The 26126-nt window shown below is 61.7% G+C and carries 27 protein-coding genes, 2 pseudogenes and 1 riboswitch; of the genes and pseudogenes, 21 read left to right on the top strand and 8 right to left on the bottom strand.

Annotated elements, in window-relative coordinates; genetic code table 11:
• Nucleotides 1-52: 52 nt before the first annotated feature.
• From ACN9M1_RS17790 to ACN9M1_RS17780, 3 genes are all read left to right on the top strand, one after another.
• Nucleotides 53-973, top strand: a complete 921-nt coding sequence (locus ACN9M1_RS17790) for a LysR family transcriptional regulator (protein WP_426399891.1) — start codon at nucleotides 53-55, stop codon at nucleotides 971-973.
• Nucleotides 974-1124: 151 nt separating this feature from the next.
• Nucleotides 1125-1847 carry a helix-turn-helix transcriptional regulator gene (locus ACN9M1_RS17785; RefSeq protein WP_426399890.1) on the top strand — a complete coding sequence of 241 codons (723 nt, stop codon included), beginning with the start codon at nucleotides 1125-1127 and terminating at the stop codon, nucleotides 1845-1847.
• Between the two features lie 32 nt (nucleotides 1848-1879).
• Nucleotides 1880-2254, top strand: a complete 375-nt coding sequence (locus ACN9M1_RS17780) for a VOC family protein (protein WP_426399889.1) — start codon at nucleotides 1880-1882, stop codon at nucleotides 2252-2254.
• Between the two features lie 65 nt (nucleotides 2255-2319).
• On the opposite strand, the gene ACN9M1_RS17775 is transcribed toward ACN9M1_RS17780, so the two are convergent.
• Together ACN9M1_RS17775 and ACN9M1_RS17770 are read right to left on the bottom strand one after the other, a co-directional pair.
• Entirely contained in the window at nucleotides 2320-3159 is an 840-nt protein-coding gene (locus tag ACN9M1_RS17775; RefSeq protein ID WP_426399888.1) for a tetrahydrofolate dehydrogenase/cyclohydrolase catalytic domain-containing protein, read from the bottom strand.
• Between the two features lie 144 nt (nucleotides 3160-3303).
• Nucleotides 3304-3386: riboswitch (ZMP/ZTP riboswitch) on the bottom strand.
• A 193-nt stretch (nucleotides 3387-3579) separates the two neighbouring features.
• Nucleotides 3580-4038, bottom strand: a complete 459-nt coding sequence (locus ACN9M1_RS17770) for a MarR family winged helix-turn-helix transcriptional regulator (protein ID WP_426399887.1) — start codon at nucleotides 4036-4038, stop codon at nucleotides 3580-3582.
• A gap of 64 nt (nucleotides 4039-4102) precedes the next feature.
• On the opposite strand from ACN9M1_RS17770, the gene ACN9M1_RS17765 reads away from it, so the two are divergent.
• The 3 genes from ACN9M1_RS17765 (at nucleotide 4103) to ACN9M1_RS17755 (ending at nucleotide 5742) form a co-directional block, all read left to right on the top strand.
• Nucleotides 4103-4396 (top strand): DUF1330 domain-containing protein, encoded by a 294-nt coding sequence (locus ACN9M1_RS17765; protein WP_426399886.1) that lies wholly within the window; start codon nucleotides 4103-4105, stop codon nucleotides 4394-4396.
• Nucleotides 4397-4812: 416 nt separating this feature from the next.
• Nucleotides 4813-5139 (top strand): EthD family reductase, encoded by a 327-nt coding sequence (locus tag ACN9M1_RS17760; RefSeq protein WP_426399885.1) that lies wholly within the window; start codon nucleotides 4813-4815, stop codon nucleotides 5137-5139.
• Nucleotides 5140-5388: 249 nt separating this feature from the next.
• A complete protein-coding gene (locus ACN9M1_RS17755; RefSeq protein WP_426399884.1) occupies nucleotides 5389-5742 on the top strand; it encodes a cupin domain-containing protein in 354 nt (117 codons plus the stop codon).
• Nucleotides 5743-5856: 114 nt separating this feature from the next.
• Here ACN9M1_RS17755 and ACN9M1_RS17750 read toward each other — a convergent pair.
• A pseudogene (locus ACN9M1_RS17750) lies at nucleotides 5857-6517 on the bottom strand (flavin reductase family protein).
• 174 nt (nucleotides 6518-6691) lie between these two features.
• Complete coding sequence (locus ACN9M1_RS17745) at nucleotides 6692-7198, bottom strand: MerR family transcriptional regulator (protein WP_426399883.1); 507 nt, start codon at nucleotides 7196-7198, stop codon at nucleotides 6692-6694.
• Between the two features lie 1425 nt (nucleotides 7199-8623).
• Between ACN9M1_RS17745 and ACN9M1_RS17740 the strand changes: the two genes are divergently transcribed.
• The 5 genes from ACN9M1_RS17740 (at nucleotide 8624) to ACN9M1_RS17720 (ending at nucleotide 14965) form a co-directional block, all read left to right on the top strand.
• Nucleotides 8624-10240 (top strand): tryptophan halogenase family protein, encoded by a 1617-nt coding sequence (locus ACN9M1_RS17740; protein WP_426399882.1) that lies wholly within the window; start codon nucleotides 8624-8626, stop codon nucleotides 10238-10240.
• Nucleotides 10240-11325, top strand: a complete 1086-nt coding sequence (locus ACN9M1_RS17735; protein WP_426399881.1) for a monodechloroaminopyrrolnitrin synthase PrnB family protein — start codon at nucleotides 10240-10242, stop codon at nucleotides 11323-11325. The genes ACN9M1_RS17740 and ACN9M1_RS17735 overlap by 1 nt, the downstream gene beginning before the upstream one ends.
• Before the next feature lie 44 nt (nucleotides 11326-11369).
• Complete coding sequence (locus ACN9M1_RS17730) at nucleotides 11370-13070, top strand: NAD(P)/FAD-dependent oxidoreductase (RefSeq protein ID WP_426399880.1); 1701 nt, start codon at nucleotides 11370-11372, stop codon at nucleotides 13068-13070.
• Between the two features lie 22 nt (nucleotides 13071-13092).
• Entirely contained in the window at nucleotides 13093-14241 is a 1149-nt protein-coding gene (locus ACN9M1_RS17725) for a Rieske 2Fe-2S domain-containing protein (RefSeq protein WP_426400747.1), read from the top strand.
• A gap of 103 nt (nucleotides 14242-14344) precedes the next feature.
• On the top strand, nucleotides 14345-14965 hold the full coding sequence (locus ACN9M1_RS17720) for a LysE family translocator (protein ID WP_426399879.1): 621 nt from the start codon (nucleotides 14345-14347) through the stop codon (nucleotides 14963-14965).
• 108 nt (nucleotides 14966-15073) lie between these two features.
• Here ACN9M1_RS17720 and ACN9M1_RS17715 read toward each other — a convergent pair whose 3' ends face one another.
• Nucleotides 15074-16003 carry a LysR family transcriptional regulator gene (locus ACN9M1_RS17715; RefSeq protein ID WP_426400746.1) on the bottom strand — a complete coding sequence of 310 codons (930 nt, stop codon included), beginning with the start codon at nucleotides 16001-16003 and terminating at the stop codon, nucleotides 15074-15076.
• 99 nt (nucleotides 16004-16102) lie between these two features.
• Between ACN9M1_RS17715 and ACN9M1_RS17710 the strand changes: the two genes are divergently transcribed.
• From ACN9M1_RS17710 to ACN9M1_RS17700, 3 genes are read left to right on the top strand one after another with little or no spacing between them, the layout of a single operon-like run.
• Nucleotides 16103-17116, top strand: a complete 1014-nt coding sequence (locus ACN9M1_RS17710) for a zinc-binding alcohol dehydrogenase family protein (RefSeq protein WP_426399878.1) — start codon at nucleotides 16103-16105, stop codon at nucleotides 17114-17116.
• Nucleotides 17117-17149: 33 nt separating this feature from the next.
• Entirely contained in the window at nucleotides 17150-17575 is a 426-nt protein-coding gene (locus ACN9M1_RS17705) for a GlcG/HbpS family heme-binding protein (RefSeq protein ID WP_426399877.1), read from the top strand.
• Between the two features lie 10 nt (nucleotides 17576-17585).
• A complete protein-coding gene (locus ACN9M1_RS17700) occupies nucleotides 17586-17984 on the top strand; it encodes a putative quinol monooxygenase (RefSeq protein ID WP_426399876.1) in 399 nt (132 codons plus the stop codon).
• A gap of 124 nt (nucleotides 17985-18108) precedes the next feature.
• On the opposite strand, the gene ACN9M1_RS17695 is transcribed toward ACN9M1_RS17700, so the two are convergent.
• On the bottom strand, nucleotides 18109-18543 hold the full coding sequence (locus ACN9M1_RS17695; protein WP_426399875.1) for a winged helix-turn-helix transcriptional regulator: 435 nt from the start codon (nucleotides 18541-18543) through the stop codon (nucleotides 18109-18111).
• 109 nt (nucleotides 18544-18652) lie between these two features.
• Between ACN9M1_RS17695 and ACN9M1_RS17690 the strand changes: the two genes are divergently transcribed.
• The 5 genes and pseudogenes from ACN9M1_RS17690 to ACN9M1_RS17670 all read left to right on the top strand — a co-directional run bounded on the left by ACN9M1_RS17690 (nucleotide 18653) and on the right by ACN9M1_RS17670 (nucleotide 21184).
• The gene (locus tag ACN9M1_RS17690) at nucleotides 18653-19270 is read left to right on the top strand and encodes an FMN-dependent NADH-azoreductase (protein WP_426399874.1); all 618 of its coding nucleotides are present in this window, start codon (nucleotides 18653-18655) and stop codon (nucleotides 19268-19270) included.
• A gap of 4 nt (nucleotides 19271-19274) precedes the next feature.
• Nucleotides 19275-19928: an NAD(P)-dependent oxidoreductase gene (locus tag ACN9M1_RS17685; RefSeq protein WP_426399873.1), complete on the top strand. Its 654-nt coding sequence runs from the start codon at nucleotides 19275-19277 to the stop codon at nucleotides 19926-19928.
• Between the two features lie 16 nt (nucleotides 19929-19944).
• Complete coding sequence (locus ACN9M1_RS17680) at nucleotides 19945-20580, top strand: DsbA family oxidoreductase (RefSeq protein WP_426399872.1); 636 nt, start codon at nucleotides 19945-19947, stop codon at nucleotides 20578-20580.
• 84 nt (nucleotides 20581-20664) lie between these two features.
• Nucleotides 20665-20775 (top strand): annotated as a pseudogene (locus ACN9M1_RS17675) (aromatic alcohol reductase); the annotation flags it as partial.
• An 85-nt stretch (nucleotides 20776-20860) separates the two neighbouring features.
• The gene (locus ACN9M1_RS17670; protein ID WP_426399871.1) at nucleotides 20861-21184 is read left to right on the top strand and encodes a hypothetical protein; all 324 of its coding nucleotides are present in this window, start codon (nucleotides 20861-20863) and stop codon (nucleotides 21182-21184) included.
• Between the two features lie 9 nt (nucleotides 21185-21193).
• Here ACN9M1_RS17670 and ACN9M1_RS17665 read toward each other — a convergent pair whose 3' ends face one another.
• Nucleotides 21194-21649 (bottom strand): DUF6130 family protein, encoded by a 456-nt coding sequence (locus tag ACN9M1_RS17665; RefSeq protein WP_426399870.1) that lies wholly within the window; start codon nucleotides 21647-21649, stop codon nucleotides 21194-21196.
• Between the two features lie 108 nt (nucleotides 21650-21757).
• Here ACN9M1_RS17665 and ACN9M1_RS17660 point away from each other — a divergent pair, with 108 nt between their 5' ends.
• Together ACN9M1_RS17660 and ACN9M1_RS17655 are read left to right on the top strand one after the other, a co-directional pair.
• The gene (locus ACN9M1_RS17660; RefSeq protein WP_426399869.1) at nucleotides 21758-22384 is read left to right on the top strand and encodes a TetR/AcrR family transcriptional regulator; all 627 of its coding nucleotides are present in this window, start codon (nucleotides 21758-21760) and stop codon (nucleotides 22382-22384) included.
• Between the two features lie 25 nt (nucleotides 22385-22409).
• Nucleotides 22410-22736: a hypothetical protein gene (locus ACN9M1_RS17655; RefSeq protein ID WP_426399868.1), complete on the top strand. Its 327-nt coding sequence runs from the start codon at nucleotides 22410-22412 to the stop codon at nucleotides 22734-22736.
• A 36-nt stretch (nucleotides 22737-22772) separates the two neighbouring features.
• Here ACN9M1_RS17655 and ACN9M1_RS17650 read toward each other — a convergent pair whose 3' ends face one another.
• The gene (locus ACN9M1_RS17650; protein ID WP_426399867.1) at nucleotides 22773-25715 is read right to left on the bottom strand and encodes an HD domain-containing phosphohydrolase; all 2943 of its coding nucleotides are present in this window, start codon (nucleotides 25713-25715) and stop codon (nucleotides 22773-22775) included.
• Nucleotides 25716-26126 lie beyond the last annotated feature (411 nt).

Genomic DNA, 26126 nt, shown 5'->3' with positions numbered 1-26126 from the left:
TAGGAGGCGGCCCTTATACTGGCAATACAATGATCACAATACCGTTATTGCCATGGACAATAATGCAGCGGCGCTTGCCGCCCTGCCCGACCTGAAGCTGCTTCAACTGTTCGACCTGCTATACGACGTTCGCAACGTCAGCCGTGTTGCCGAGCAGCTTGGCCAGAGCCAGCCGACGGTCAGCATCTGGCTCGGGCAACTACGGGACTACATACGGGACCCCCTGTTCATCCGTACGCCCGGCGGCATGGCGCCCACGCCGCAGGCGGATGCGCTGATCGGGCCGTGCCGGGAGATCCTCGAATCGCTGAGGCGCTTTGCGGCCTGGGAGATTGCGTTCGACCCCGCGACAGCGCAGCGGCGGTTTCGCATCTGCATGACCGATGCGAGCCACATTACACTGCTGCCACGTCTTCTGGCGCATGTTCGTGCGCAGGCGCCCGGTGTCCGCCTGGAGGCCGCCAGAATTGACGGCAATACGGAGCGCACGCTGGAATCAGGCGAAGCCGACCTCGCCATCGGCTACGTGCCCTGGCTGAGCGGCAGCATCTATCAGCAGCAGTTGTACGAGCAGGATTGGGTCTGCCTGGCCAACCGGCACCACCCGAGAATCCGCACGCGGTTTGGCGTGAAGCAATACAGCGCGGAAGGGCACGTCGCCGTCACGGCGGGCACCGGGGCGCAACTTCTCCAACAGGCACTGACGCGCGAGCGCATCGAGCGTCAGATCGTGCTGGAACTGCCGGGCTTCCTGGGGCTCGGCGCGATTATCCAAACGACCGACCTGATTACCACGCTGCCCCGCCACATCGGCGAAACGCTCGCCAAGGCCAATGACCTGGCCGTACGCGCGTGCCCGTTCCCCGTGGAAGGCTTTGCCGTGCGGCAACACTGGCATGCGCGGTATCACCATGAGGCGGGCAACCGCTGGCTGCGCGGCGTGGTCAGTCAATTGTTTGGCGGGGCGAGGTAGTGGGAGGCTTTGGTCGGTATGCCGGCGGGTGCTTCCGCGCGAGCGCCCATGCAGTACGTGCGCGAACGCCCTCGCCATACTCGGGCGTTCGACAAGGCCGCATACATCGTCAAGAATGCGGCGTCCATCCGAACGCCCCTATGCTTTCCGTATGTCCCGCGCCGAACGCCTCCTCCAGCTCCTGCAAGTGTTACGTCGTCATCGGCGTCCGGTGAGCGGCCAGCGCCTCGCTGACGAACTCGGCGTCGGCATCCGCACGCTATACCGGGACATCGCCAGTCTGCAGGCGCAGGGCGCGATGATCGAGGGGGCACCCGGCATTGGATACGTAATGAAGCCGGGTTTCATGCTGCCCCCTATCATGTTTGGCTCGGAAGAACTCGATGCGCTGGTCCTGGGCATGCGCTGGGTGGCCGATCGTTGTGACCCGGCGTTATCGTCCGGTGCGCTGAGCACGCTGGCGAAGATTGCCGCCGTCCTGCCCGCAGAGTTGCGTCGCGAACTGGAAGAATCGTCGCTGCTGATCGGCGCGCCGCTGAAAAGACCGACCCACACCATCTCCCCAGACCTTCTGCGCGCCGCCGTCCGCGTGGAACGAAAGCTCGACATCACTTATGTCGATGGCAGCGGTACGCACTCACGGCGTACTGTGTGGCCCTTTGCCCTGGTGTACTTCGACCAAGCACGCGTTCTGATGTGTTGGTGCGAGCTTCGAGCGGATTTTCGGAATTTCCGGGCCGACCGGATCCTGCACGTCGAACAGATGGAGGCGCGCTACCCCAAGCGGCGCTCCACTCTGCTTCGCGAATGGCGCAAGCGCCATCAGCTTGCGAGCCGCACGATACTGCCAGAACCTGACAGCATGGATCATTAGACTGAAGCTCTTTTCTTGGAGAGGAGCTCAGAATGAAGTTCGCGTCGATTCGTGTTGTTACCCCGGATCTCGAAAGGTTGATCCCGTTCTATCAAAAGCTTTCCGGCATCGACGCCGTACGCCTTGCTGATGGATTTGCCGAACTCCGGTTCGACGGCGCGACCCTTGCGATGTCATCCGAACACCTGATCAAGCTTTTCAATGCCGGAGCCGCCATTGCCGCGGCCAATCAATCGGCAATCCTGGAGTTCGAAGTGGAGAACGTTGACGCGGTGTTCGAACGGATGAGGGCATCCGCCGCGAACATCGTGATGCCGCCGACATTGATGCCTTGGGGCAATCGCTCGCTCCTGTTGCGTGACCCGGACGGAAATCTCGTCAACGTATTCTCTCGGCCCCGGCGTTGAGGCATTGAGACTGCGCGCCATCACGGTGCGCTTCTCGCTTCGCGCGTTCCCACGAGACGTGGCGCCTATGCGATGGACTGTTCAGCCGCCGCAAGCGTATGTCCGATCAGCGTGGAGATCGTCATGGGCCCCACTCCGCCGGGCACTGGGGTGAGGGCTGCACATCGTCCCATCAAGCCGTCGTGGTCGACGTCCCCGATGCCGCCAGGGTGATATCCGGCGTCTACGACGACGGCGCCATTGCTGATCCAATGGCTCTGTATGAATCTGGGTTTCCCGATGGCGGCGACAACGATTTCTGCGCTACGCACCGCTGCTTCGAGATCGGCGGTTTTGGAGTGGCAGAGCGTGACGGTCGCGTTTGCGTTGGACAGCATGAGCGCCATCGGCTTGCCGAGAATTGGACTGCGACCCACGACGACGGCGAGCTTGCCCTCGATGGGGAGGTTGTAGTGCGCAAGCAATCGCATGACACCAGCCGGCGTGGCCGACCCAAATGCCGGCTCGCCTAACGCCATTTTTCCAAAACCGTGACTGGTGACCCCGTCCACATCTTTGGCGACGTGGATATGGTCAAAGCACCGGCGTTCGTCAACATGCCTGGGGACCGGGTGTTGCAGCAGGATGCCATGAGCGCGCGAGTCTGCGTTCAGCGCGTCAATGACGGCGAGTACATCCGCCGTCGTCGCCGACTCAGGTAGCTCGATCGCCTTCGACGCCATGCCAACGCGTCTGCACGCGTTGCCCTTCATTCTTACGTACGTTGCCGAGGACAGATCCGAGCCAACCAAAATGGTCGCCAGAACAGGGGCGTAGCCGTGGCGCTTCTTGAATGCCTCAACTCGCGGCAACAAGGCAATTTCAAGGTGTGCCGCGAGTGCTTTTCCATCGAGGGTAATGGTCATGTGTTGCTCCGGATGCACCGATCGTGCGCTCTCCCAGCCTAGCGCGAACCCATGGCAAATCGTGCCAGTTTGGTAGATGGCAGCGCGCTTGAAAATACAGGAAGAGTGACGGGCGATCGTTGGTGAAGTCGCTGAAAACGAATACCAATGTGCCCAGGCGAACGGCGGCAGAACCGCTACGCTTCCCGATGGTGCCCCATCCTTCGTCGCCAGTTGCGTAGCGGTTGAATTATAGGGCAGTCCCGCGGCCAACCCTGGGGGAACCGTGGGAGTCTGACCGGAAGCAATTCTTGTCGTGGTACGGCACCATGCAGCCGGAGCAGCTCTGGTCGCGCATTGCAGGCCTATGACGCCATTCCTTCGACGCGTCGGCCAGCAGCGGGCATGTCCGCGAGGCGCGCACCCTTATTCATTAACGCCCTAGACCTCAGACGACTCCGCAGCCTTTGCAAGCTCGGCCATTGCTTGCCTTGCCATCTCCAGGGCTTCATCGCCTATTTGAGCGGCCAGTGTCGTCTTGGCTAAATTCCATACCGGCAGCGCCTTCAAGACGAGCCGACGACCAAGCGTCGTTAGGGTGAGCCGCTTGCCAGCGCGACCGCGTCCACCAGTAGCGCAGACCAAATCCCGGCTCTCAAGATTCTGAACAGATCGGCTCAGGGTCGTGGGGTCCACGCCGGCTCTATCCGCAAGCTCAACCAGCGTCGTACCGCCCGCCTCTCCGATGCCGACCAAGAGGCTAAATTGCTCCGCCGTGAGCCCGAGCGGCCGGAAGCAGGCGTTGTAGTACCGCGTGAGCGACCGCGCCGTTGCGCGTGCCTGAAAGCCCGGGCACTCCGCTGCGACGTTCTTCAAAGATTCTGGATCAAAACCCTTCACATCGACCTCGTTTGACAACCGTGCCACCCGATAATACTGTATATGCAGTATTTAGGAGAGCACAATGCCAGCATATGTCCACATCAACCTGCGCGTCATCGACGCCGCCAAGCAGGCGGCACTTGCGCCACGCTTTCAAGCGGCGCTGCAAGAAGCCGGCGGACGCATCGTACATTTCGGCCCGGTTGCGCAGATGCTGGAGGGCGATGACGAACCGCTGCCGCTGGCCGGCGTGTTCGAGTTTCCGACGCTTGACCAAGCGCTGGCCTTCTACCATTCCGAGCGGTATGCGCCCATTAAAGCCGCACGTCAGGAGGCGCAGCAGGCGCGGATGTTTGTGGTGGAAACGCAGTCATGAGGGCTCGAGGGTATTCGGCCCAGAAAGCCCTTAGCACACCACACCCCGCCCATTACACGGCCGCACCTTCTGATTGCGCTACGCCTTGACCAGTTCGCGCCGGCTTCATGTGTAGCGATCGATGAGGACTTCGGCGCAGACGATATCGGAAGGCGCGGCGCCCGAAGGCATGGTACCAGTCGCCGGCCGATGAAGCGCTCAAGCCAATCCGCCAGCGTGCGGGAAATTCGCGTGCCTACATCACGGAAGACGGTCCTCTGCCATCAACGGCTGATGCGTTGAACCACGCGGCGTCCTGAAGCGCCTCCCGCCCCATGCAGCGCGCATGGCTCCCTCGACCGTGCGACGGGTATGATCGCCGGCAGTCGTGAGAATCCCTCAGCGACGACGACGCCAATGACAGCAAGGAGAATCGCATGATCAAGGTCACCGTGATGTACCCGTACACCGAAGGCGCGCGCTTCGACCACGCCTACTACCGCGACCGGCACATGCCACTGGTGAAGGCGCGGCTGGGCAGTGCCTGCGCGTACTACACCATCGATAAGGGCTTGGCCGGCGGAGCACCGGGTCAACCGCCCACCTTCGTGGCGATGTGCGCGTTCATCTGTGATTCGATCGAAGGCTACGAGACCGCCATCCAACCGCATCGCGCGGAGATCCTGGGCGACATCGCCAACTACACCGACATCGTGCCGGTGGTCCAGGTCAGCGAAGTCGTGGTTGAGCGGTCGGAGCGTTGAGCGTGTCGGATTGCTAGTCAAACGCTGTTGCGCGGATCGAGCGCGGAAGTCCTGAAAGCAGTGGTCTACCGCGCTGCTCGCACACCTACAATTTGGCCGACGCTGCGTTAGTGAGCAGTCATTCCTACGAGGTGACATCTCACTACGCCAGACTCAGAGATCATCGCGCGTGTGGAAGAGGCACTCAACTCCAGGCCCGAGGCTCGATGGAAAGACGCGGCCGTAGGGTACTTATGAAAAGAGGTCTCATTGATTCATCATCGAAAACTCCCTGATTACTCAACCTTGTTATCCGGACGGGTACCGCCGGATGACATTGGTTTCAAATCAAGCCAGCTTCAGATTTGGTACAACAATACGAATGAGAGTTGGGTGGGCGAAGGCGAACAACCTCATTTCCATACATCAAGCGACGAATGCTTCATTGTCCTAAAGGGCGCGATAGAAGTGGAAGTCGAAGGCGTGCGTACCCTTATCAAAGAAAGGGAATTCTGCTGCTTTCCTGTCGGCGTTTACCATGCGGTGACAAAAGTGTTCCCCCCAGTGGAGACCTTGATGTTGCGTGCCCCCTCTGTGGAAGACAAGGTGTATCAACGGGATTAGGTTAAGGCTAGCGAGGTTTCAATGACAAAAACAAGAGCAGTGTTTGTCGTCTGCTTGGTGGCCTCGATGCTGCTACTGTCTTACCGCTCTGCGGAATGCGACGCCCTGCCGGCATCACAACTGCGATAGCGGCTCGTACGCCCTTTCCGGTATATCAGCGAGTCTGGACGGATGCACCTGTCCGCTGAGCCCATAGAACTTCTGGAAACTCATAATTAAAGGCGACCACTTATCCGGATCGATCCGATTGGCGTGACTTTCCATCAGCAGATCAGGATGGACGTGAACGCGTTTGATCCGCACTTCAATCAAGCTGATGAAGCCGCGTAATTGGTCACTGTCATCACCGATGCCGTGAACTGCCGCAACCACAGCTTCGAGCTGTATCGGGCACTCGAGCGCGCGCGCAGCCCCGACGGTATCCGATGCCAATGTCGTTCATTCCCGCGCGGCCGAATTTGTCGGGTTCATAGACATACCCCATCGCCTGCTTGAAGTCGGAGACAGGATGCACGCCCGTGGTTCGCGCGATGTGGTCGACGGCGCCTACCTCGTTGACGGAAGGAAGATTGAGTACGCATTCGCCAGTGCGAAGCAGATTGCGCGTGGTCTGCGACGCCGACGCGATACCAAGCACCCCCCGCCAGCCCAGCCAGAAAGCCGACGAAATAGGGGCAAGGTTATGTCCGCCGTCTTCGTTGACCGTGCTAACCAGAACAACGGGCGTTCCGAGATACAAAATGGGGGGTTCGGCAACAACGTGAGGGCTATTCATGGCTTCCTTGCTCCGTGAGTGGATGGGTCCATGATGCCGACTGTGTTCTCTAGATACGCTCCGATTCTTGCTTTGTTATTGGTCTCGATGGTGATGGGCAAGCGGGAGCGCCGTTCGGGATGGGGCTGTTTTTTTGTGTGCGCGCGATACGTCCGGCGCTGGTCCACTTCATGTTCAACTGCGCCTCACTTCCACGATTCCAGAAGCGCTCTCCACAATACCTTCCCGCGTCCCGCTGCAGCACGACCTCGTACCTGGGGTCGGCGGTTGCGACGACAGGCCCCCGATGATCGTGCAGTCCTGCGCTGCTCCTCCTATGCAGGCCTCGTCGCAACTCTGCACAAACGCCAACAGGCTTTCCTCCAACTGACGCAACTCTTCAATCTTGGCGCGAACCTGTGTCACGTGGCCCTGCGCCATGTCGCGTGCCTCGACGCAGGCGCGATCGCCGTCCTCGAACATGCTCACTAGGTCGCGGACCTGCTCAATAGGGAATCCGAAATCCCGGCAGCGCTTTATGAAAAGCAGGCGCTTTTGGTCGACCTCGCTGTAGTAGCGCAGCCCGTTCGCGCTTCGAGGCGCCGGCGGCAGCAGGCCGATCTCTTCGTAGTATCGGATGGTGGGGACAGTGCACTGCGTACGACCGGCAAGTGTCCCAATTGTCAGTTTCCCACTCTCCATCAACACCTCCCAAAAGGCTCTTGATCCTCAAGTTACTTGAGGATTTACATTCCTGGCAAGGTCATTTTTGAGACCATTGACGAGGAGTTCCTCATGAAAAGGATTCTGAAGAATTTGGGAATTGTTGGTGGGGGCACTGCGGCAGCATGTGCCGTCTGCTGCGCGGCGCCTTCGCTGCTAACACCGTTGCTTGCGTGGCTTGGAATCACCGGAGCAGGCTTAGCCCACTCGCCTTTGTTTGCGCTGCTGATGTTGCTGCCGGCCATGGTGTGGATAGTCCAGTTCGTACGCCGACGGACGAGTTCGCGCACAGATACTTCCACCGAGTGTGGGTGTGAAAGCATGTGTTCGACGGCTGACGGGCAGAAATCGATCTGCCGGTGAGTGGCTGCGCGAAGTGAGACGTGGCGTTCACCCGGTTGAATCCGCAGCCAGAAGCGGTCCTTCGGTATAGTCCAGCAACGCGCGGCCATCACGAGCACGCACCCATCGCCAATGCTCTATTGGCAGCGGTGCGTCAGGCTGACAGCTAGCGGTAATCGCCCCGAGTCGATGGCGATAGCGCCAACCACCACAAAGCCGTTTGCAGACACCCACGACTGGGTTCCACCGAAAAGCGAGTACGCCGGCCCGCTGCTTAAGCTCAATCCTGCTTGGCCGCCACACGTGGGCAACGACGAGGCCAGTGGGTTGGCTGCGCTTCGCGTTCTCGATGCGCTTGTTCCGCACTCCCCCTTGCGGCGTCGCACTCACTTCGTCTTTCAAACAATCTCTTAGATCAGAATTTAAAAGCCTTCATAGGCGGACGCGGTCGATTTTCACTAGCCTAGTTTTTGTCGCGACGAGCACGACTCCCACATTTCCAGAAATTGGCCACGATGAAAATATTGCATGACGCGTGTAATAAATACGATGTTCGGTATTTCGCCTGTCGCTACGTCGTTTTTCGCCCGCTACGCTTATACCGACAACGTCTCCATTCCGGCAGTCACTCACCTCACTGATCCATCGTACCGACAGATCCAATCGTCGGGCTCCGCCGCGTTTGGCGGTACACGGCGGATCGTCTTCCCGCCGGCCGGGGGGACCGGTACCTGGGTCGGTTCCGCAAGTGCCACTGGTCCAAAACGACGCAACTAGGCCATCGCGGTTGACGGCTCCAATCGGCTATCCAATCCGAATAACGGCAACAGTAGCCGGTGATTTACACCGGCTTAGCAACTGATTGCCATGCGCAAATGATGTTTGCGCGTGATTCGCGACTTCCTGGTTTTTTGATTCTTTCCTCGCAAATTTTTGCGCCCCTCCCGGTGTCATTTGTCGTGATGAGCTAGACACTTATGACGCGTTACCGGACGAGTTGCGAGTTCAGCTCAATAAGGCAGCACCATCCCCTCAAGCTTTAAATCCTATGAGAAGAATTTTATGAGCAAACCAATCAAGAATATCGTCATCGTAGGCGGCGGCACGGCAGGCTGGATGTCCGCGTCGTACCTCGTGCGCGCCCTTCAACAGCACGCGAACATCACGCTCATCGAGTCCGCCGCGATTCCCCGCATCGGCGTGGGCGAAGCGACCATCCCGAGTTTGCAGAAGGTGTTCTTCGATTTCCTCGGGATACCGGAGCGGGAGTGGATGCCCCAGGTGAACGGCGCGTTCAAGGCCGCCATCAAGTTCGTGAACTGGAGGAAGTCTCCCGACCCCTCGCGCGACGATCACTTCTACCATATGTTCGGCACCGTGCCGAACTGCGATGGTGTGCCACTGACCCACTACTGGCTGCGCAAACGCGAACAGGGCTTTCAGCAGCCGATGGCGTATGCCTGCTACCCGCAGGCCGAGGCACTCGACGCCAACCTGGCACCGTGCCTGTCTGACGGGACCCGCCAGATGTCCCACGCGTGGCACTTCGACGCGCACCTGGTGGCCGACTTCTTGAAACGTTGGGCCGTCGAACGCGGGGTGCACCGCGTGATCGACGAGGTCGTGGAAGTCCACCTGAACGACCGCGGCTACATCTCCAGCCTGTCCACCAAGGAGGGGCGCACGCTGGAGGCGGACCTGTTCATCGACTGCTCCGGCATGCGGGGGCTCTTGATCAACCAGGCCCTGAAGGAGCCCTTCATTGACATGTCCGACTACTTGCTGTGCGACAGCGCGGTCGCCAGCGCCGTGCCCCACGACGATGCGCGCAAGGGGATCGAGCCGTACACCTCCGCGATCGCCATGAACTCGGGGTGGACGTGGAAGATTCCGATGCTCGGCCGGTTCGGTAGCGGCTACGTCTTTTCGAGCAAGTTCACCTCGCGCGACCAAGCCACCGCCGACTTCCTCAATCTGTGGGGCCTCTCGGACAAGCAGCCGCTCAACCAGATCAAGTTCCGGGTGGGACGCAACGGGCGGGCATGGGTCAACAACTGCGTCGCGATCGGGCTGTCGTCTTGCTTTTTGGAGCCCCTGGAATCGACGGGTATCTACTTCATCTATGCGGCGCTTTACCAGCTCGTGAAGCACTTCCCCGACACCTCGTTCGATCCACGGCTGGCCGACGCATTCAACGCCGAGATCGTCCACATGTTTGACGACTGCCGCGATTTCGTCCAGGCGCACTATTTCACCTCGCAGCGCGACGACACCCCGTTTTGGCTTGCGAACCGGCACGAGCTGCGGCTCTCGGACGCCATCAAAGAGAAGGTTGAACGCTACAAGGCTGGGCTGCCGCTGACCACCACGTCGTTCGACGATTCCACGTACTACGAGACCTTCGACTACGAGTTCAAGAACTTTTGGTTGAACGGAAACTACTACTGCATCTTCGCCGGCTTGGGCATGCTGCCCGACCGGTCGCTGCCGCTCTTGGAGCACCGACCGCAGTCGATCGAAAAGGCCGAGGCGATGTTCGCCCGCATCCGGCGCGAGGCCGAGCGTCTGCGGACCACCCTGCCGACGAACTACGACTACCTGCGGTCATTGCGTGAGGCCGGCGCACGGCTGTCACGCAGCGAGTCTGGGCCGGCGCTTGCTACGTCGGAAATCCTGTAGTGGAGCGGGCCCTGGACCGAGTGGGCGCGGTCGCCGCCACACACGCTGCAGTGGCGGCCTGCGACCCGCTGCAGGCGCGTGCGCACGTTCTGCAGCTGCCGAGCCTGAACCGCAAAAAGGACGTGCCTGGCATCGTCGGCCTATTGCGCGAGTTCCTCCCGGCGGGCGGCGTGCCCTCCGGCTGGGGCTTCGTCGAAGCCGCCGCCGCGATGCGGGACATCGGATTCTTCCTCGGGTCGCTCAAGCGGTACGGGCACGAACCCGTGGACGCGGTGCCCGGGCTGGAGCCAGTGCTGCTCGACTTGGCGCGCGTGACCGACCTGCCGCCGCGCGAAACGCTCCTGCATGTGACGGTCTGGAACCCGGCGGCGGCCGACACGCAGCGTAGCTACACGGGGCTCCCAGACGAAGCGCACCTGCTCGAGAGCGTGCGCATCTCGATGGCGGCCCTCGAGGCGGCCATTGCGCTGACGGTCGAATTGTCCGACGAGCCCCTTCGGTCGCCCGCGTTCGCGGAAAAGTGCGACGAGCTAGCGGCCTATCTGCAGAAAATGGTCGAATCGATCGTTTACGCCTACCGCTACATCTCGCCGCAGGTCTTCTACGACGAGCTCCGCCCTTTCTACGATCCGATTCGAGTCGGGGGCCAGAGCTACCTCGGCCCTGGTGCCGTAGAAATGCCCCTCTTCGTGTTGGAGCACGTCCTGTGGGGCTCGCAATCGGACCACCAGGCCTATCGAGAATTCAAAGAGACGTACCTGCCCTATGTGCTCCCCGCGTTCAGGGCGGTCTACGCTCGGTTCGCTGAGCGGCCGTCGCTCATCGACCGCGCGCTCGGCGAGGCGCATGCACGCGAGGCACGGGGCGAGCGCGTCGAGGCCGGGCTGGCGGCGCTCGACCGGGTCTTCGAGGTCCTGCTGCGCTTCCGGGCGCCTCATCGCAACTTGGCGGAGCGGGTGTACGAAGCCGGCCGAAGCGGTCCCGCAATCGGCAGCGGCGGGTACGCGCCCGCCATGCTCGGCGATCTACTCGAACTCACACGTACCGCGCGGTCGCGCCTGCGCGCCGCGTGCGACCAAGCTTGAAACAACCGGCCATGTGTTCCACCTCACAAAGAGAGCCTACCCCCATGACTCAGAAGAGCCCCGCGACGGGGAGCAATAGCAACCACTTCGACGTGATCATCCTCGGCTCGGGCATGTCCGGCACCCAGATGGGGGCCATCCTAGCCAAACAGCAGTTTCGCGTGCTGATCATTGAGGAGTCGTCGCACCCACGGTTCACGATCGGCGAATCGTCGATCCCCGAAACGTCTCTGATGAACCGGATCATTGCCGATCGCTACGGCATTCCGGAGCTCGACCACATCACGTCGTTCTACTCGACGCAGCGTTACGTCGCGTCGAGCACGGGCATCAAACGCAACTTCGGCTTCGTGTTCCACAAGCCGGGCCAGGAGCACAACCCAAAGGAGTTCACGCAGTGCGTCATTCCCGAACTGCCGTGGGGGCCGGAGAGCCATTATTACCGGCAAGACGTCGATGCTTACCTGTTGCAAGCCGCCATTAAATACGGTTGTACGGTCCGCCAGAAAACGAGCGTGACCGAATACCACGCCGACAAAGACGGCGTCGCGGTGGCCACCGCCCAGGGCGAACGGTTCACCGGCCGCTACATGATCGACTGCGGAGGCCCCCGCGCGCCGCTCGCAACCAAGTTCGGGCTCCGCGAAGAGCCGTGTCGCTTCAAGACGCACTCGCGCAGCCTCTATACACACATGCTCGGGGTCAAGCCGTTCGACGACATCTTCAAGGTCAAGGGGCAGCGCTGGCGCTGGCATGAGGGGACCTTGCACCATATGTTCGAGGGCGGCTGGCTCTGGGTGATTCCGTTCAACAACCACCCCCGGTCGACCAACAACCTGGTCAGCGTCGGCCTGCAGCTCGACCCGCGTGTCTATCCGAAATCGGACATCTCCGCGCAGCAGGAATTCGATGAGTTCCTCGCGCGGTTCCCGAGTATCGCGGCGCAGTTCCAGGACGCCGTGCCAGTGCGCGACTGGGTCAAGACCGACCGACTGCAGTTCTCGTCGCGCGCCTGCGTTGGCGACCGCTACTGCCTGATGCTGCACGCAAACGGGTTCATCGATCCGCTCTTCTCCCGGGGGCTCGAGAACACCGCTGTGACCATCCACGCGCTCGCGGCGCGCCTCATCAAGGCGCTGCGCGACGACGATTTCTCCCCCGAGCGCTTCGAGTACATCGAGCGCCTGCAGCAGAAGCTTCTGGATCACAACGACGACTTCGTCAGCTGCTGCTACACGGCGTTCTCGGACTTCCGCCTGTGGGACGCATTCCACAGGCTGTGGGCGGTCGGCACGATCCTCGGGCAGTTCCGGCTCGTGCAAGCCCACGCAAGGTTCCGTGCGTCGCGCGACGAGGGTGATCTCGATCACCTCGACAACGATCCCCCATACCTTGGGTATCTGTGTGCGGACATGGAGGGGTACTACCAGTTGTTCAACGACGCCAAAGCCGAAGTCGAGGCCGTGAGCGCCGGACGCAAGTCGGCCGAGGAGGCCGCGGCACGGATTCACACCCTCATCAACGAAAGAGAGTTCGCCAAGCCGATGTTCGGCTTCGGGTACTGCATCAACGGGACCAAGCCGCAGCTCAACAACTCGAAGTACAGCCTGCTGCCGGCGATGAAGCTGTTGCACTGGACGCAAACGAGCGCGCCGGCAGAGGTGAAAAGGTACTTTGACTACAACCCGATGTTCGCGCTGCTCAGGGCGTACGTCACGACCCGCATCGGCTTGGCGCTGAAGTAGTCGGCCAACGCACAGGAACATGATGAACGACGCTCAATTGGATCAAGCGGACACCCAGGAGCATCCCCGGGGGATGTACGACGCCACCACACGTTTGGCCGCAAGCTGGTACGTTGCGATGCGCTCGGACGACCTCAAGGAAAAGCCAACGGCGTTGACGCTCTTCGGCCGTCCGTGCGTGGCGTGGCGTGGCGCGACCGGCCGGGCCGTGGTGATGGACCGCCACTGCTCGCATCTCGGCGCGAACCTGGCCGACGGGCAGATCAAGGACGGGTGCATCCAGTGCCCGTTTCACCACTGGCGATACGACGAGCGGGGCCAGTGCGTGCACATCCCCGGCCACAACCCGGCGGTGCTCCAGCTGGAGCCCGTCCCGCGCGCAGCGCGCCAGCCGACATTGGTCACCGCCGAGCGATATGGCTACGTGTGGGTCTGGTATGGGTCGCCGCAGCCGCTGCACCCGCTGCCCGAGATCGCCGCGGCCGACGTCGACAACGACGACTTTATGCACCTGCATATCGCGTTCGAGACGACAACTGCGGTCTTGCGGATCGTCGAGAACTTCTACGACGCGCAGCACGCGAACCCCGTGCACGGGCTCCCGATCTCGGCCTTCGAGCTCAAGCGCTTCGACGATTGGCGCCCGTGGCCGGAGGTAGAGTCGCTCGCGCGGGCGGGGGCGTGGTTCGGTGCCGGGATCGACTTCACCGTAGACCGGTATTTCGGGCCCCTCGGCATGCTGTCGCGTGCGCTCGGCCTGAACATGTCGCAGATGAACCTGCACTTCGATGGCTACCCCGGCGGGTGCGTCATGACCGTTGCCCTGGACGGCGTCGTCAAATACAAGCTGCTCCAGTGTGTCACGCCGGTGAGCGAGGGCAAAAACGTCATGCACATGCTCATCTCGATCAAGAAGGTGGGCGGCCTGCTGCGCCGGGCGACTGACTACGTGCTGTTTGGGCTGCAGACCAGGCAGGCCGCCGGGTACGACGTCAAGATCTGGAACGGGATGAAGCCGGACGGCGGCGGTGCGTACAGCAAGTACGACAAGCTTGTGCTCAAGTACCGCGCGTTCTACCGAGGCTGGGTTGACCGCGTCGGCGAGACGACCGTTCGGCAGCTCGAGCGCGCCGACAAGAATGAGCAGCGATGCATGAGTCAGCAACCGTAGTCGAGCCGGTTTCGGCAGCGCCGCTACGCCAGACGCTCGAAAACCTGGCGAACGGCGCCCCGAACATCACGGCGTGCGGGGCGCCGAATATTGTGGAGTTGAAATGAGTTTCCCGGCTTCAATGTTCGAAATGATCGCAGGTGCGGCGCTGATTCTTGTGATCCCCGGGCCGACCAACACCTTGCTGTTCGTCTCCGGTCTGCACGTCAGATTACGAACAACCCTTCCGCTGATCGCGACCGAAGCACTCGGGTACTTCATCGCGATTTCTTCGCTGGGATTTCTGCTGGCGTCCGTGTCCGGCCGATTTCCGTGGCTGCAAGCCGTCCTCAAGGGAGGCTGCGCGGCTTACATCAGTTATTTGGCGCTGAAGATGTGGGCGCGCAGCCATTTGATCAAAGAACGTGGCGACCGCATCGTGAATGCCAAGGATATGTTCGTCTCAACCTTGACGAACCCCAAAGGCCTGCTGTTTGCCAGCACAATCTTCCCGGCAGAGGCGTTTCGGACCGCTCAACACTTCGCTGTTGCAATGACCTGTTTCCTATCCATCCTGGTTCCCATCGGCGTGGGATGGGCCAGTCTCGGCAGCGCATGCAACCATAGTGACAATCTGATCGAGCAGACCCCCAGACTGCTGCGTCTTGCGTCGCTCGTCCTCATGCTCCTGTCCGGCACGTTACTGTGTTCTCTGGTCAAAACCTACGCGTTGAATCTCGTTTGATCCAACATCGGGCCGTCCAGGCGAAACACCATGCCCGTCAGCAATTCGGGCGAGACTCCGTTGTTGCGTTGTTGAACGGAAGCGCAATTTGCACTGGTCGGCGGCGTGCTATTCGGTTGGCGCGCCTGACGTGGCGTAGCTTGCGAGCAGAGCCACACAGCGCTCCCGTAAGAATGCACTCAGCGTCTTAATTGCGGGCGTCAGCTGCGCACGGTGGGCGCAAATCAAATGCAGTGGCGCGGGCTCGCCGTACTCCTGCGGAAAGATCTCGACCAATCGTCCGGCCTTCAGGTCGTTGATGAGATCCAGGCGCGATTTATAGATCAGGCCTTCACCAGCGATCGCCCAGCGACGCACCGCATCGGCGTCGTCGCTCACGCGGTTTCCCGTGACTGCCACGGTGCGCTCGCCACCTGGCACCGTAAAGCGCCAGCGTTCATGGACCTGTTCGCTCCAGATATACCGAAGGCAGTTGTGTCGACGCAGGTCGTCGACTTTGGCCGGTGCGCCATGTTGTTCGATATACGACGGCGCTGCGCACAACGCGCGCCGGTTGTCGTCGAGCAACTTGATGGCCAGAAGGGATGAATCCGGCAGCGCCCCGTAGCGCACGGCGAAATCCAGCGGCTGGCGGATGAGATCGGCCGCCCGGTCGCTCAACTTCAGGTGCACCGATAAACCCGGGTGCTGGTGCTGAAAGTCGTCGAGCCACGGCAGTAGCAGGTTTCTCCCGAAATCGGACGGTGCCGATAGCCGCAGCGGGCCGGAGAGTGTTTCCCGACCACCGGCCAGCGCCTGTTCGCCCTGCTCCAGCGCGCCAACCATGACGCGCGCATGCGGCAGGTAACGCTCCCCCGCCTCTGACAGTTGCATGCTGCGCGTGGACCGCGTGAACAGGCGCGCGTCCAGCGCCTTTTCGAGCCGCTGCACAGACGCACTTGCCTGCCCAGGCGCGATATTCAGTTGGCGTGCCGCCTCTGAGAAGCTGCCGGCGTCGGCCGTGTGCACGAAGATTTGCACGTCATCGAGGCGGATGATTTTCATTGGAATGCCGAAAGTGTTTGGGCAGATCACCCGTTTATCCGCATATCGCTGAAAGATAGCATGGCCCTCATTCACTCTCTCTGGAGCACGTGTATGAAAGCCATCGGTTTCTATCAGAACCACCCCATCAGCCATCCGCAGGCGCTGCAAGATATCGAGCTGCCGACGCCTGAACTGCGCGACCACGACCTGCTGGTGGAAGTCAACGCGGTGTCCGTCAACCCGGTCGATACCAAGATCCGGCGGGGCGGAGACATTCCGGAAGGCGGTGCGCGTATCGCCGGCTGGGATGCTGCGGGCATCGTCCGCGCGACCGGACCGCGTGCGACGCGCTTCAAACCCGGTGACCGTGTCTGGTATGCCGGCGACATTACGCGGCCTGGCAGCAACAGCGAACTGCATGCCGTGGACGAACGCATCGTCGGCCCCATGCCGGCATCGCTGGATTTTGCGCAAGCCGCATCGCTGCCGCTGACCGCGATCACTGCCTGGGAATTGCTGTTTGACCGTCTGCGTGTTCAGGCGGCTGATCCGACCGAGAACAACGTGCTGCTGATCACCGGAGCGGCCGGGGGCGTCGGCTCCATCCTGACCCAACTCGCACGCACACTGACGGGGATGACCGTGATCGGCACCGCTTCGCGGCCGGAAACCCGTGAATGGGTGTTGGCGCATGGCGCGCACCACGTCATCGATCACCGTCAACCCTGGGCACCTCAATTGGCAGAGCTTGGCATCAAGCACGTCACCCATGTGGCTGGGCTGAACCAGAGCGCCACCCACGTGCCGCAGATCGCCGCTGTGCTGCGCCCCGAGGGGCAATTCGCCCTGATCGACGATCCGGTGGATCTGGACATCGGCCCGTTCAAGGGGAAGTCCATTTCGATTCACTGGGAACTGATGTTCACGCGCGCCATGTTCACCACCGACACCCTCGCCCGACAACACGCCTTGCTGCGCCGCGTGGCCGAACTGGTCGATCGCGGAGACATCAAGCACACCCTGACCCAACGCATTGATGGCATCAACGCCGCGAGCTTGATCAAGGCGCATGCGCTGGTCGAGGCCGGCAACATGATCGGCAAAGTCGTTGTCGCGAACGCCTGAAACGCCTGAAGCATTCTGACTAGGAGCCTCACCATGACATCCCCCACCATCACCACCGCAACGATCAGCCTGGAAGCTGCGCAAACCTTGCTGGCGGAGGCGCGTCGCGCCTGTGCTGCGCGCGGGTTCGCTGCGACCATTGCCATTACCGATGCAGGCGGCCACCTGCGCGCGTTCGAGCGTGCAGACGCCGCGCCTTTCCTGACCGCTGACGTCGCCATCAACAAGGCATGGACGGCGGCCTCGTTCGGCATGTCCACGCACCAATGGAATCAGTACATGGCCGAACCCGCCGTTGCCCCGCTGGCGCACCATCCGCGCCTGATGCCGGTCGGCGGCGGTGTGCCGATCTTTCACGAAGGGCGTCTGGTGGGCGGCATCGGTATCTCCGGGGGCAGCTCTGCCCAGGACCACGAGGCCGCCGAAGAGGCATTGCGTAACGCAGGTCTTCTGCAATGAGGCTCACCAAATGAAGAATCCTCTTCGCTACGCTCTGCCCGTGGCTGCCATGGCGATCTTCGGCTTCTTTTCCGCCGCTCACGCCCAGTCAACCGCAGACGCTTCCAACGACCGCGATGCGGCCAGCTATGGCCTCGTCGTCAAACTTCCCATCCGGCAGGAAAGCCGCAATGACTTTCTGCGGATCATCAAGGAGCGCATCTCGGCGAGCCGTCAGCGTCCAGAAGTCGTGGACTTTCGAGTCCTTGCCACGCCTGATCCCAACGTCTTTGTGGCGATTGAAAGCTTCCGAAACAAGGATGCGTTCGTCGCCTTCGAACAGCTGCCGGAGTCACAACGTTTCCTGAGTGTGCTGAAGCCGCTGCTGAGCGGATCCGTCGAAGCCTCCGTCTTGCAACCGCTGCCATAGGCAGGTCTCCGCCGTTACCGCGCACTGACACGTCTAGTTAAGATCCGCGTTGGGACACGTCCCAACGCCAGCCGGCAGTTGAATCTCGCCGTGGTGTTTGCACAAGCCTACGGCGTGGACTCGTTTATCGACGCTGGTAGACAACGCCCTGAACCAAGACCTGATCCGGCTCCGGTTCCTCGTCAAAACGTTGATGCGCTTCGGCAATGGCGAGTTGGTTCTTGTTTGCCCAGTTGACCAACGCCATGACAGGCTCCAGCAGCGTTCTTCCCATGTCAGTGAGTTCGTAATCAACGCGCGGAGGAATGGTCGGAAACATCGTTCGCGTTATCAGTCCGTCGCGTTCCAGTCCGCGCAAGGTCAGGGTCAGCATCCGCTGGGAAATGCCGTCGATGCTGCGCTTCAATTCGTTGAAGCGCAGCGGGCCATTGGCCAGCATGGCGACGATGTAGAGGCTCCACTTGTCGCCGATGCGATCCAATATTTCGCGGGTTGCCACACAGCCGCCGGCATCAGGTGCAGGCATATCGGCAGGTAGCTCGGTGTGACTAAGTGACATGCGTGTGCCTTCTTGTGAGGAGGGGGCAGGACCCATACCATCCTACGTATGAATTGGTAAGTCAGGCCTATTTACTGACTTAGTTCTTATTTTATACCTAGGAGCCGTCATGAGCCACACCCTGCTTGTTACGTCCAGCCCGCGCGGGGCTGACAGCCTGTCCACCCGCTTCGCAACCGAAATCGCAGAGGGTATCCAAGCCCGCGCGGGCGGCCCACTGACCGTGCGCGACCTTGCCGCGAATCCTCCGCCCCATATCGCACCGGCCTACATCCAAGGCCGGATCACGTCGCCCGGAGATCGCACGCCGGAACAGGTCGAGGCAGTGAAGGTCGCGCAAGAGCTGGTCGATGAGCTAAAGGTCGCCGATGTGATCGTGCTCGGTTCGGGCATGATCAACTTCGGTCCGTCCTCGCAGCTGAAGGCTTGGTTCGATCACGTCACCTGGCCGGGCGTCACCTTCGGCTACGGCGATACTGGGCCGAAGGGGCTGCTGACCGGCAAGAAGGTCTATCTCGTTACCGCTGCCGGCGGCGTGTTCTCGGAAGGTGCTTGGGCACCGTTCGACTTCCAGACCAACTACTTGCTGCATCTGCTGGGTTTCATCGGTCTGACCGACGTTGACGTGGTGCGTGTCGAAGGCACGGTTCTCGGCCCCGATGCAGTGAAGGCCGCAATCGCCAACACCGGAACGGCCATCCAAGCCTTGTTGGCGAAGGCTGCGTGACCTCATGGCCGGGAAAAAAACCATCGCGCTGTTCGGGGCGACCGGACCGACCGGAAGGCACATCATCGAGGAAGCCTTGAAGCAGGGCTACAACCTGTCGGTCTATACGCGCGACGCAAAGAAACTCGCGTCGTTCGCGGGAAGGGTCGAAATTGTTGTCGGCAACCTGCAAGACCCGCGTGCCATTGCGAAGTGCATCCAAGGTGCCGATGCGGTCATTAGCGCCCTGGGTCCCAACAGTCTCAAGGTGCAAGGCGATAAGCCGGTCATGCACGGCTTGACCCACATCATCGCCGCGATGAAGCACGCAGGCGTGCGCCGTCTTATCCAGATTTCTACGGCTGCGTATCGTGATCCCAAGGATGGCTTTGCCTCCAAAACCCATGCGTTCGCGCTGTTGTTCAAGGTGATCGCGCGCAAGGGGTATGAGGACATCAAGGCGACTGGCGAATTGATCGCCAATTCGGACTTGGACTGGACACTGGTACGCATCCCGAACCTAAAGGATGGCCCTGCCGATGGCAGCGTGGATGTGGGTTGGTATGGAAAGACCAAACTCAGCACGAGGCTCTCCAGAGGCAATCTTGCGAAGTTCTTGGTTGACCAAGTAACCGACAAGAAGCTCGTGCGTGCCGCGCCCGGCATCGCCAACCATTGACGCAGGAACGTTGGTTATGCAAATAGACCTCTATACAGAAATCACATGCCCGTGGTGCATCGTCGGGCATCACCGTCTCGACAAAGTGCTGGCGGAGCGTTTTCCCGACCTGGTCGTTGATATCCGGCAGCATCCCGTCCTGCTGCTGCCAGATGCGCCGGCAGGTGGCCTCTATATTCCCGACTTGCTGCGTTCGCGCTACGGCATCACCGATCCGAAAGTCGCCTTTGCTCGCCCTGAAGGAGAAGCCCGCGCTTCGGGCTTCGACTTGGATCTTGGTCGCCAGCTCTGGGCCTATCCGACCCAGGCAGCTCATGCCGTGATTCTGGCAGCCGCTGGGCGTAACACGCAGCACAGGCTCGCCGTTGCAATCACTGACGCTTACTTCATCGAAGCGAAGAATATCTCCGATGCCGATGTACTGGCCGACATCGCAGCCGACTACGGTTTTGAGCGCGATCAGGCTCGGGCCATCGCTCTTGATCCTGAACAGCACCATCGCGTCGAAGCGGAAGCGTTCAAGTCGGCCAATGCCGGTGTCCGTTCGGTTCCTCACTTTGTCTTTGGGGGAAGCATTGCCATCAATGGGGGGCGCAGCGAAGACGAGATTGCTGCAGCAATACAAGCGGCTTCCGGCGCAATCTCTCTCTGACGCGGCTTCCTCAAATCCAATGACTCGGAACTCGGCGTACGCCAAGTCGATCAGGTTCTGCGGAGCTGTTGACTATGTTGGCCGATGCCCGCCGCGATCGTGTTCGCCAAACCGCGTATCCAGAACGAGATCGTGTACCTGGCCGGCGACACCGTGAGTTACGGAGACGTTGCCGACAAGCTGCAAGCCGGCCTCTAGGCAAACGGCATCGACAAGCGCTCCGTCTGGCCGGGGCGCTGCTATGCTCACCGTGCGTTCTTCACGGTCGAAGACTTCTTCAATGCCACGTCACCACCACCACGTCTACGTCATCGAACTCTCGCGGCAAGTGCTGAGCGAAACGCGCTTCAAGAAAGCCAACCCCGATTACCTCGGTGACAAGCCTTGCGTGTATGTCGGCATGACCGGGCAGTCGCCGGACGTGCGTTTTGACAAACACAAGGCGGGGCTGAAATCGAACCGGTTTGTGCGGGAGTACGGATTGCGTCTGATGCCGGAGCTGTACGAGTGCTTCAACCCGATGCCTTACGAGGCGGCACGGGAGATGGAAGTGGAGCTGGCGATCGGATTGCGCGAGGAAGGGTATGCGGTGTGGCAAGCGTAGTGAATCGCTTCACCGCTGCGGAACCGTGAATGTCACGGTACGGCTGTCGAGCACCTGATGCTTGGCGTCGGCCAGGTCTACCCGCAACGTATGCGACCCGGCTTCAAGGCCTTGAAGGACGATGAGATCAGGGCTCGCCTGCACCCAATGCCAAGGGGCATTGTCGAGCGTTAGATGCACATGACCGATGCGTGGCGAGACGTTGGCGGCGGCCGCTCCGTAGACCGGCACAAGCTGCAAATGCTCGGCGTGAAACGGCACGACCACGACGCCGCGCGCGAGGAGCCCGGCCAGCGGCGCGGAGACCTCGAGCCGAGCAGAAGCCTCTGCCGGCGCCCCAACCGGCGCAGCCGTCGGGCCGGCGGCCGCCTCCGTGGCTCCACTGGCGGCATGGCAGGCGGCAAGCGCCAACAGCGCGGCAACGACGCGCGCGCCCCGGCGCAATGAGACCGTAAACGTAGGCATATGCACTCCTTGTAGTGGTTTGGAACAACCCAATGTAATCATCGATTACATTCGTGCAATGTAACATGTGATCGCTGATTACATAACCCCCTTCCCCAAATTCGTGCCATGCCCACTCCTGAACCCGTCGACGATCGCGACTACCACCACGGCGACCTGCGACACGCCTTGATTGCCGCCGCAGTGGAGTTGGCCGAAGAACAGGGCCTGGAGGCAGTCAGCGTGCGCGAGGTGGCGCGACGCGTCGGCGTCTCGCCGGGCGCGCCCTTCCGTCATTTCAAGAGCCGCACGGCCTTGCTAACGGCAGTGGCCGAGGAGGCGCAGGAGCGGCTGCTCGCGGCAGTCACCGAAGCGCGCCGCCATGAACAAGCCGACGACCCGCTGGCCGCCTTCCGCGCGATCGGTGAGGGCTTCCTGCGGTGGGCGTTTGAGAACCCTGGACATTTCCATGTCATCTCGACGCGCGCGGTGATTGATTTCGACAGCCCCGGCCTACGCGACCGCAACGACCGCCTGCGTACAACCATGCGGCAGTTGATGGAAGCCGCGGCACAGGAGGGACGCTTGCGCTCCGGCGATATCGACCGGTACGTGCTCGGCCTGCGCGCGCTGGCATATGGCCTGGCGCGAATGCACATCGACGGCCAATTCGCGAGCTGGGGACAAAACCCAGACCATGCTCTCGACGAAAGCCTGCGCGTGATGGAGCTGTTCATCAGCGCCATCCAGGTGTAGGCCACCTACGCACATGGAGACCTCAATGCAGGTGCTGGATCACGAACCGTACAGCTGGTTCCTATTTGAAGCGGGCGATGCGCTGTATCTCGACGCCAACTGCAACCATGGTGCGTTCGGCTACAGCTTCATGATTTGCCTGACAGCAGCTGAGGCTCAACGCTATCGCGACGAAGGTCGCGGTTACTTGAGCTGGCTGGCGCAGGACATCCACAACTCCGTCCCGATTCTGTCTGCGAGCACGTCGCCGTATAAACCACGGAAGGCGTCTCAAGAGGAAGAAGCCCAAGCGAGCGCTGCGGTGAGCGCGTGGCAGGCGGACCGGGTTCGAAGTCTCAAGCGCGGCCGATGATGCTTCGCAGGTACGACCCCGGTCCGCCCAGAAGGGTTACGCCGTCTCCATGGCACTCGGCGACGCCCCGCCGATGTACTGCGTGATATCGACCGCATCGATCTGTTCCGGCCGCATGAAGCGGGCGGCATAGCGCAGGTACACGCCACTGCTCAGGAACAGGTCGAACAGCTCCGGATCGATGTGTTGCTGCTCCTTGGCGATGGCCATGATGCGTACAGATTCCGACAGCGTCTTCGCCTTCTTGTAGGGCCGGTCTGCAGCGGTGAGCGCTTCAAACACATCGGCAATCGCCATCATGCGGGCCAGCGGGCTCATCTGTTCGCGGCGCAACCGCCTCGGATACCCGGTGCCGTCCATCTTCTCGTGGTGGTTGCCGGCAATCTCCGGCACCTCACGCAGCGCCTTTGGAAACGGCACGCGCGAGAGCATGATCTGCGTCTGCACGATGTGGTCTTCGATCTTGAAGCGCTCCTCTTCCGACAGCGTGCCGCGGCTCACGAGCAGGTTGTGCAGCTCGCCCCGGTCGTACAGGTGCTTGGGCGTGTTCAGCTTGAATCCCCACGGGTTGTCGGGGGGAATGGTGTCGTGTCCGGTACGCGCAATCACGTGCTCGGGCTTGTCGGCGAGCAAGGGTTCCTGCGCAGGCAATGGCGCTGCGGGCCGGCGCTGCTGACGCGCAAGCTCTTCTTGCGAAACGCCAAGGCGGTCGTCCAATGTGCGCGTCCACGTGCGGGCGGCAATGCGCTGCAGCCGTTCTTTCTGCGAGGCATCCATGAACTCGCCGCCTTGGTTGCACTTGGCGACAAACGCAAAGTCATCGTCCAGCGCCGCACACTCGGCGTCGCGGCGGCGCTGCGCCGCCTCAGCATCTTCTCCAGCCGCAACGGCGCGCAGATAGACGATTTCCGCGTCGCGCTTGAGCACTTCGAAGCGCATGCGCACCTCGTGGATGCGGTCATGCAGCGTTTCCAGTTTGGTCGCCTTGTCGATGACGTACTCGGGGGTGGTGACCTTGCCGCAGTCGTGCAACCACGCGGCAACGTGCAAGGCCTCGCGTTCTGCATCGGTCATCTGGAACGACTGGTAGGGGCCCTCCGTGGCATCGCATGCGGCCTGGGCCAGCATCTTGGCAAGCTCGGGTACACGGCCGCAGTGGCCGCCGGTGTGGGGGCTCTTCGCATCGATCGCGCCGGCCATCACTTGAATGAAGGCATCGAATAGCTTGCGCTGGGCATCGGTCAATGCACGCACTTCCAACGCACCCGCGCACAGGCTCGCCAGCGCCCCAACAAAAGCCAGCTGGGCCGCCTCAATGGGTGTATCGCGCAGGATGAGAATGGCGCCTTGCAGCTCATGCGCCCGCGTCGCCAAGGGAATGGCTGCCGCATGGCATGGCGCGCCCATGGTCAGCGGTTCGAGTTTCGCCGTGCGGATGACGTCGTCTGCAAGTGCGCTGGCCTGCGGTGCCATCGCGCTCACGGCGCTGCGGATCAAGGGCAGCGCCGTTTGCAATGGCGTCTGCCCGATTGCGGGTGCCACGTCTGCACCGTTGCGGTCGAACGCCACGGCTGCGTTCAGCGATGCCTCATCTGCCAGGTACAGCACACCTGCGCCGCCTCCGGAAGCCTTGAGCATCTTGCGCAGCAGCAACGGCAAGAGTTGCTCGAGCCGGCTTTCCGCCGCAACAGCCTGCATGATGATCAGGAAACGCTGGATGGTCTCTCGCATCTGCTCGGACGTTTCGCCAAGCGCCCTCACCTCGCTGATGCGCGACGTTGCAACAATGGGCTGCTGGAAGTCGAACCGCCGGATGGCTTCCATGCCGTCGGCCAAGGCATGCATGGGCCGCGCGATCCGGCGCGCCGCCCAACCGATCAGCGGCAAGGACAACACGATGATGAACCCTGTGACGCCGATGCCCAGCCAAGCCTCGCGCCGGGCGCCCTTCAGCAACTCGTTCTGCGGGATGGCTGAGACGAGGTACAGCGCCTTGCCGCCAGTGGGGGTCAGGCGGTCGATGCTCGTGTACCACGGCTCGCCGCCGGCGGAGATCATTGCTTGCCGCGTCCCCGATGCATCCAGATCACGCACGCCAGCGGCAAGCTGTGTGAGGACGGGCAGGCCGTAGTCGGCTGCGGCCGCGAGCAGGCCCGACTCGATCGTGTCCGGTGCCGCAGCGGAAGCCGGCGCATCTCGATCAATGGCGACGACCTGGCCGCTGGCGTCCAGCAACGCAAGCACGGACCGCGCGACAGTCTCCTTGCGCGCCAGCGTTTGGCCAAGCAGATCCAGCCGAAAATCGCCACCCACCACCGCATGGCGAGAAACCGTCGGTACCGCCAGCGTGGCGCCTGCCTGCCGGTCTGAGAAGAACATGTAGGGATCCGTACGGATCAGCCCGCCCGCCGACATGGCCGAGATAAACCACGGCCGCTCTCGCGGATCAAACCGCACCGCGAAATCCGAGGCATCGGCGGTCTGGATAACGGTCAGATTGGCATCCAGAAAATACAGTTGCCCCCGGGGCACTCCGCCAGCGTGTTCGACGGTGCGCACCACGTAGGCGGCGCGCTCGGGGGCGTTGAATACCGCGCGATCCGCCGCCGCACGCAGTGGCCGCACGTAGAAGAAACTGCCATCCGCATAGCCGACATACAGCGACTGCAGCACAGGCGAGGTCTCCAATGCGTCGCGCACGAGCGCCAGGCGCGCCATCCGCGCGTCGATCGACTGCGCATCGGCCAGCGAGCTGTGGCTGATGAGCTTGACCGCCATCCGTGAGGGGGTCATCAGGTCTTCGACCTCGTCCAGCGTTTCCCGGCTGATGCGGTGCGTGGCTTCAGCCGCCGCCTTCTCCTGCGCAGCTTTGGCTTGGTAGAAATGGATGCCACAGATCAGCGCGCCCAACGCCAGCGTCAGCGAGCCAAACAGCACCCACAGGTGAACATGAAGCGGGTAACTCCTGCGCGGTTGCATGGGGCCCTCCCTCGGTGGGACACGGCAGACGGCGGCAGCGTTGGCTTGGCAGTGACCGCGGTGCGTGCACTGTGCAGTGTTGACGGCGCCTCATGGATCGTCAAGGTTCGTGGGGCTTTGGGTTCACTTGGGGGAGTTTGCAGGCGCCCTTCTGATCTGGGCGCTGTTATCACGGGGCGTTTTTGGCTCGATGCGCGCACTCTGAGCCGGGCACCGCCACAAACCCCAGCTTGCCGGCACCGCTGGCCGCCCGTAAACTCTGCCCCGCTCGCGCAAACAAGCGCAGCCGGGACTGCAATCCTGAATTCAAAACATATCCGTGAGTGCCGTTATGGCACTGGCGTGCCGTCGTTCGCCCCTATGGGCGGGCCCGGCAGGGAGGGCTTCGGCCCTGCCGATTTTTAGGTTTGT

This window comes from Ralstonia sp. R-29 (genome assembly GCF_049913345.1).
In the GTDB taxonomy this organism is placed as follows: Bacteria; Pseudomonadota; Gammaproteobacteria; order Burkholderiales; family Burkholderiaceae; genus Ralstonia.
Note: the sequence above shows the minus strand (reverse complement) of the source record. Positions and strands in the feature narration are given on the sequence as shown.

Coding starts and splice junctions, on each gene's coding strand:
- ACN9M1_RS17790 (WP_426399891.1), top strand. CDS start 53: ATGGACAATAATGCAGCGGCGCTTGCCGCCCTGCCCGACCTGAAGCTG.
- ACN9M1_RS17785 (WP_426399890.1), top strand. CDS start 1,125: ATGTCCCGCGCCGAACGCCTCCTCCAGCTCCTGCAAGTGTTACGTCGT.
- ACN9M1_RS17780 (WP_426399889.1), top strand. CDS start 1,880: ATGAAGTTCGCGTCGATTCGTGTTGTTACCCCGGATCTCGAAAGGTTG.
- ACN9M1_RS17775 (WP_426399888.1), bottom strand. CDS start 3,159: ATGACCATTACCCTCGATGGAAAAGCACTCGCGGCACACCTTGAAATT.
- ACN9M1_RS17765 (WP_426399886.1), top strand. CDS start 4,103: ATGCCAGCATATGTCCACATCAACCTGCGCGTCATCGACGCCGCCAAG.
- ACN9M1_RS17760 (WP_426399885.1), top strand. CDS start 4,813: ATGATCAAGGTCACCGTGATGTACCCGTACACCGAAGGCGCGCGCTTC.
- ACN9M1_RS17745 (WP_426399883.1), bottom strand. CDS start 7,198: ATGGAGAGTGGGAAACTGACAATTGGGACACTTGCCGGTCGTACGCAG.
- ACN9M1_RS17740 (WP_426399882.1), top strand. CDS start 8,624: ATGAGCAAACCAATCAAGAATATCGTCATCGTAGGCGGCGGCACGGCA.
- ACN9M1_RS17730 (WP_426399880.1), top strand. CDS start 11,370: ATGACTCAGAAGAGCCCCGCGACGGGGAGCAATAGCAACCACTTCGAC.
- ACN9M1_RS17725 (WP_426400747.1), top strand. CDS start 13,093: ATGAACGACGCTCAATTGGATCAAGCGGACACCCAGGAGCATCCCCGG.
- ACN9M1_RS17720 (WP_426399879.1), top strand. CDS start 14,345: ATGAGTTTCCCGGCTTCAATGTTCGAAATGATCGCAGGTGCGGCGCTG.
- ACN9M1_RS17710 (WP_426399878.1), top strand. CDS start 16,103: ATGAAAGCCATCGGTTTCTATCAGAACCACCCCATCAGCCATCCGCAG.
- ACN9M1_RS17705 (WP_426399877.1), top strand. CDS start 17,150: ATGACATCCCCCACCATCACCACCGCAACGATCAGCCTGGAAGCTGCG.
- ACN9M1_RS17700 (WP_426399876.1), top strand. CDS start 17,586: ATGAAGAATCCTCTTCGCTACGCTCTGCCCGTGGCTGCCATGGCGATC.
- ACN9M1_RS17695 (WP_426399875.1), bottom strand. CDS start 18,543: ATGTCACTTAGTCACACCGAGCTACCTGCCGATATGCCTGCACCTGAT.
- ACN9M1_RS17690 (WP_426399874.1), top strand. CDS start 18,653: ATGAGCCACACCCTGCTTGTTACGTCCAGCCCGCGCGGGGCTGACAGC.
- ACN9M1_RS17685 (WP_426399873.1), top strand. CDS start 19,275: ATGGCCGGGAAAAAAACCATCGCGCTGTTCGGGGCGACCGGACCGACC.
- ACN9M1_RS17680 (WP_426399872.1), top strand. CDS start 19,945: ATGCAAATAGACCTCTATACAGAAATCACATGCCCGTGGTGCATCGTC.
- ACN9M1_RS17670 (WP_426399871.1), top strand. CDS start 20,861: ATGCCACGTCACCACCACCACGTCTACGTCATCGAACTCTCGCGGCAA.
- ACN9M1_RS17665 (WP_426399870.1), bottom strand. CDS start 21,649: ATGCCTACGTTTACGGTCTCATTGCGCCGGGGCGCGCGCGTCGTTGCC.
- ACN9M1_RS17660 (WP_426399869.1), top strand. CDS start 21,758: ATGCCCACTCCTGAACCCGTCGACGATCGCGACTACCACCACGGCGAC.
- ACN9M1_RS17655 (WP_426399868.1), top strand. CDS start 22,410: ATGCAGGTGCTGGATCACGAACCGTACAGCTGGTTCCTATTTGAAGCG.
- ACN9M1_RS17650 (WP_426399867.1), bottom strand. CDS start 25,715: ATGCAACCGCGCAGGAGTTACCCGCTTCATGTTCACCTGTGGGTGCTG.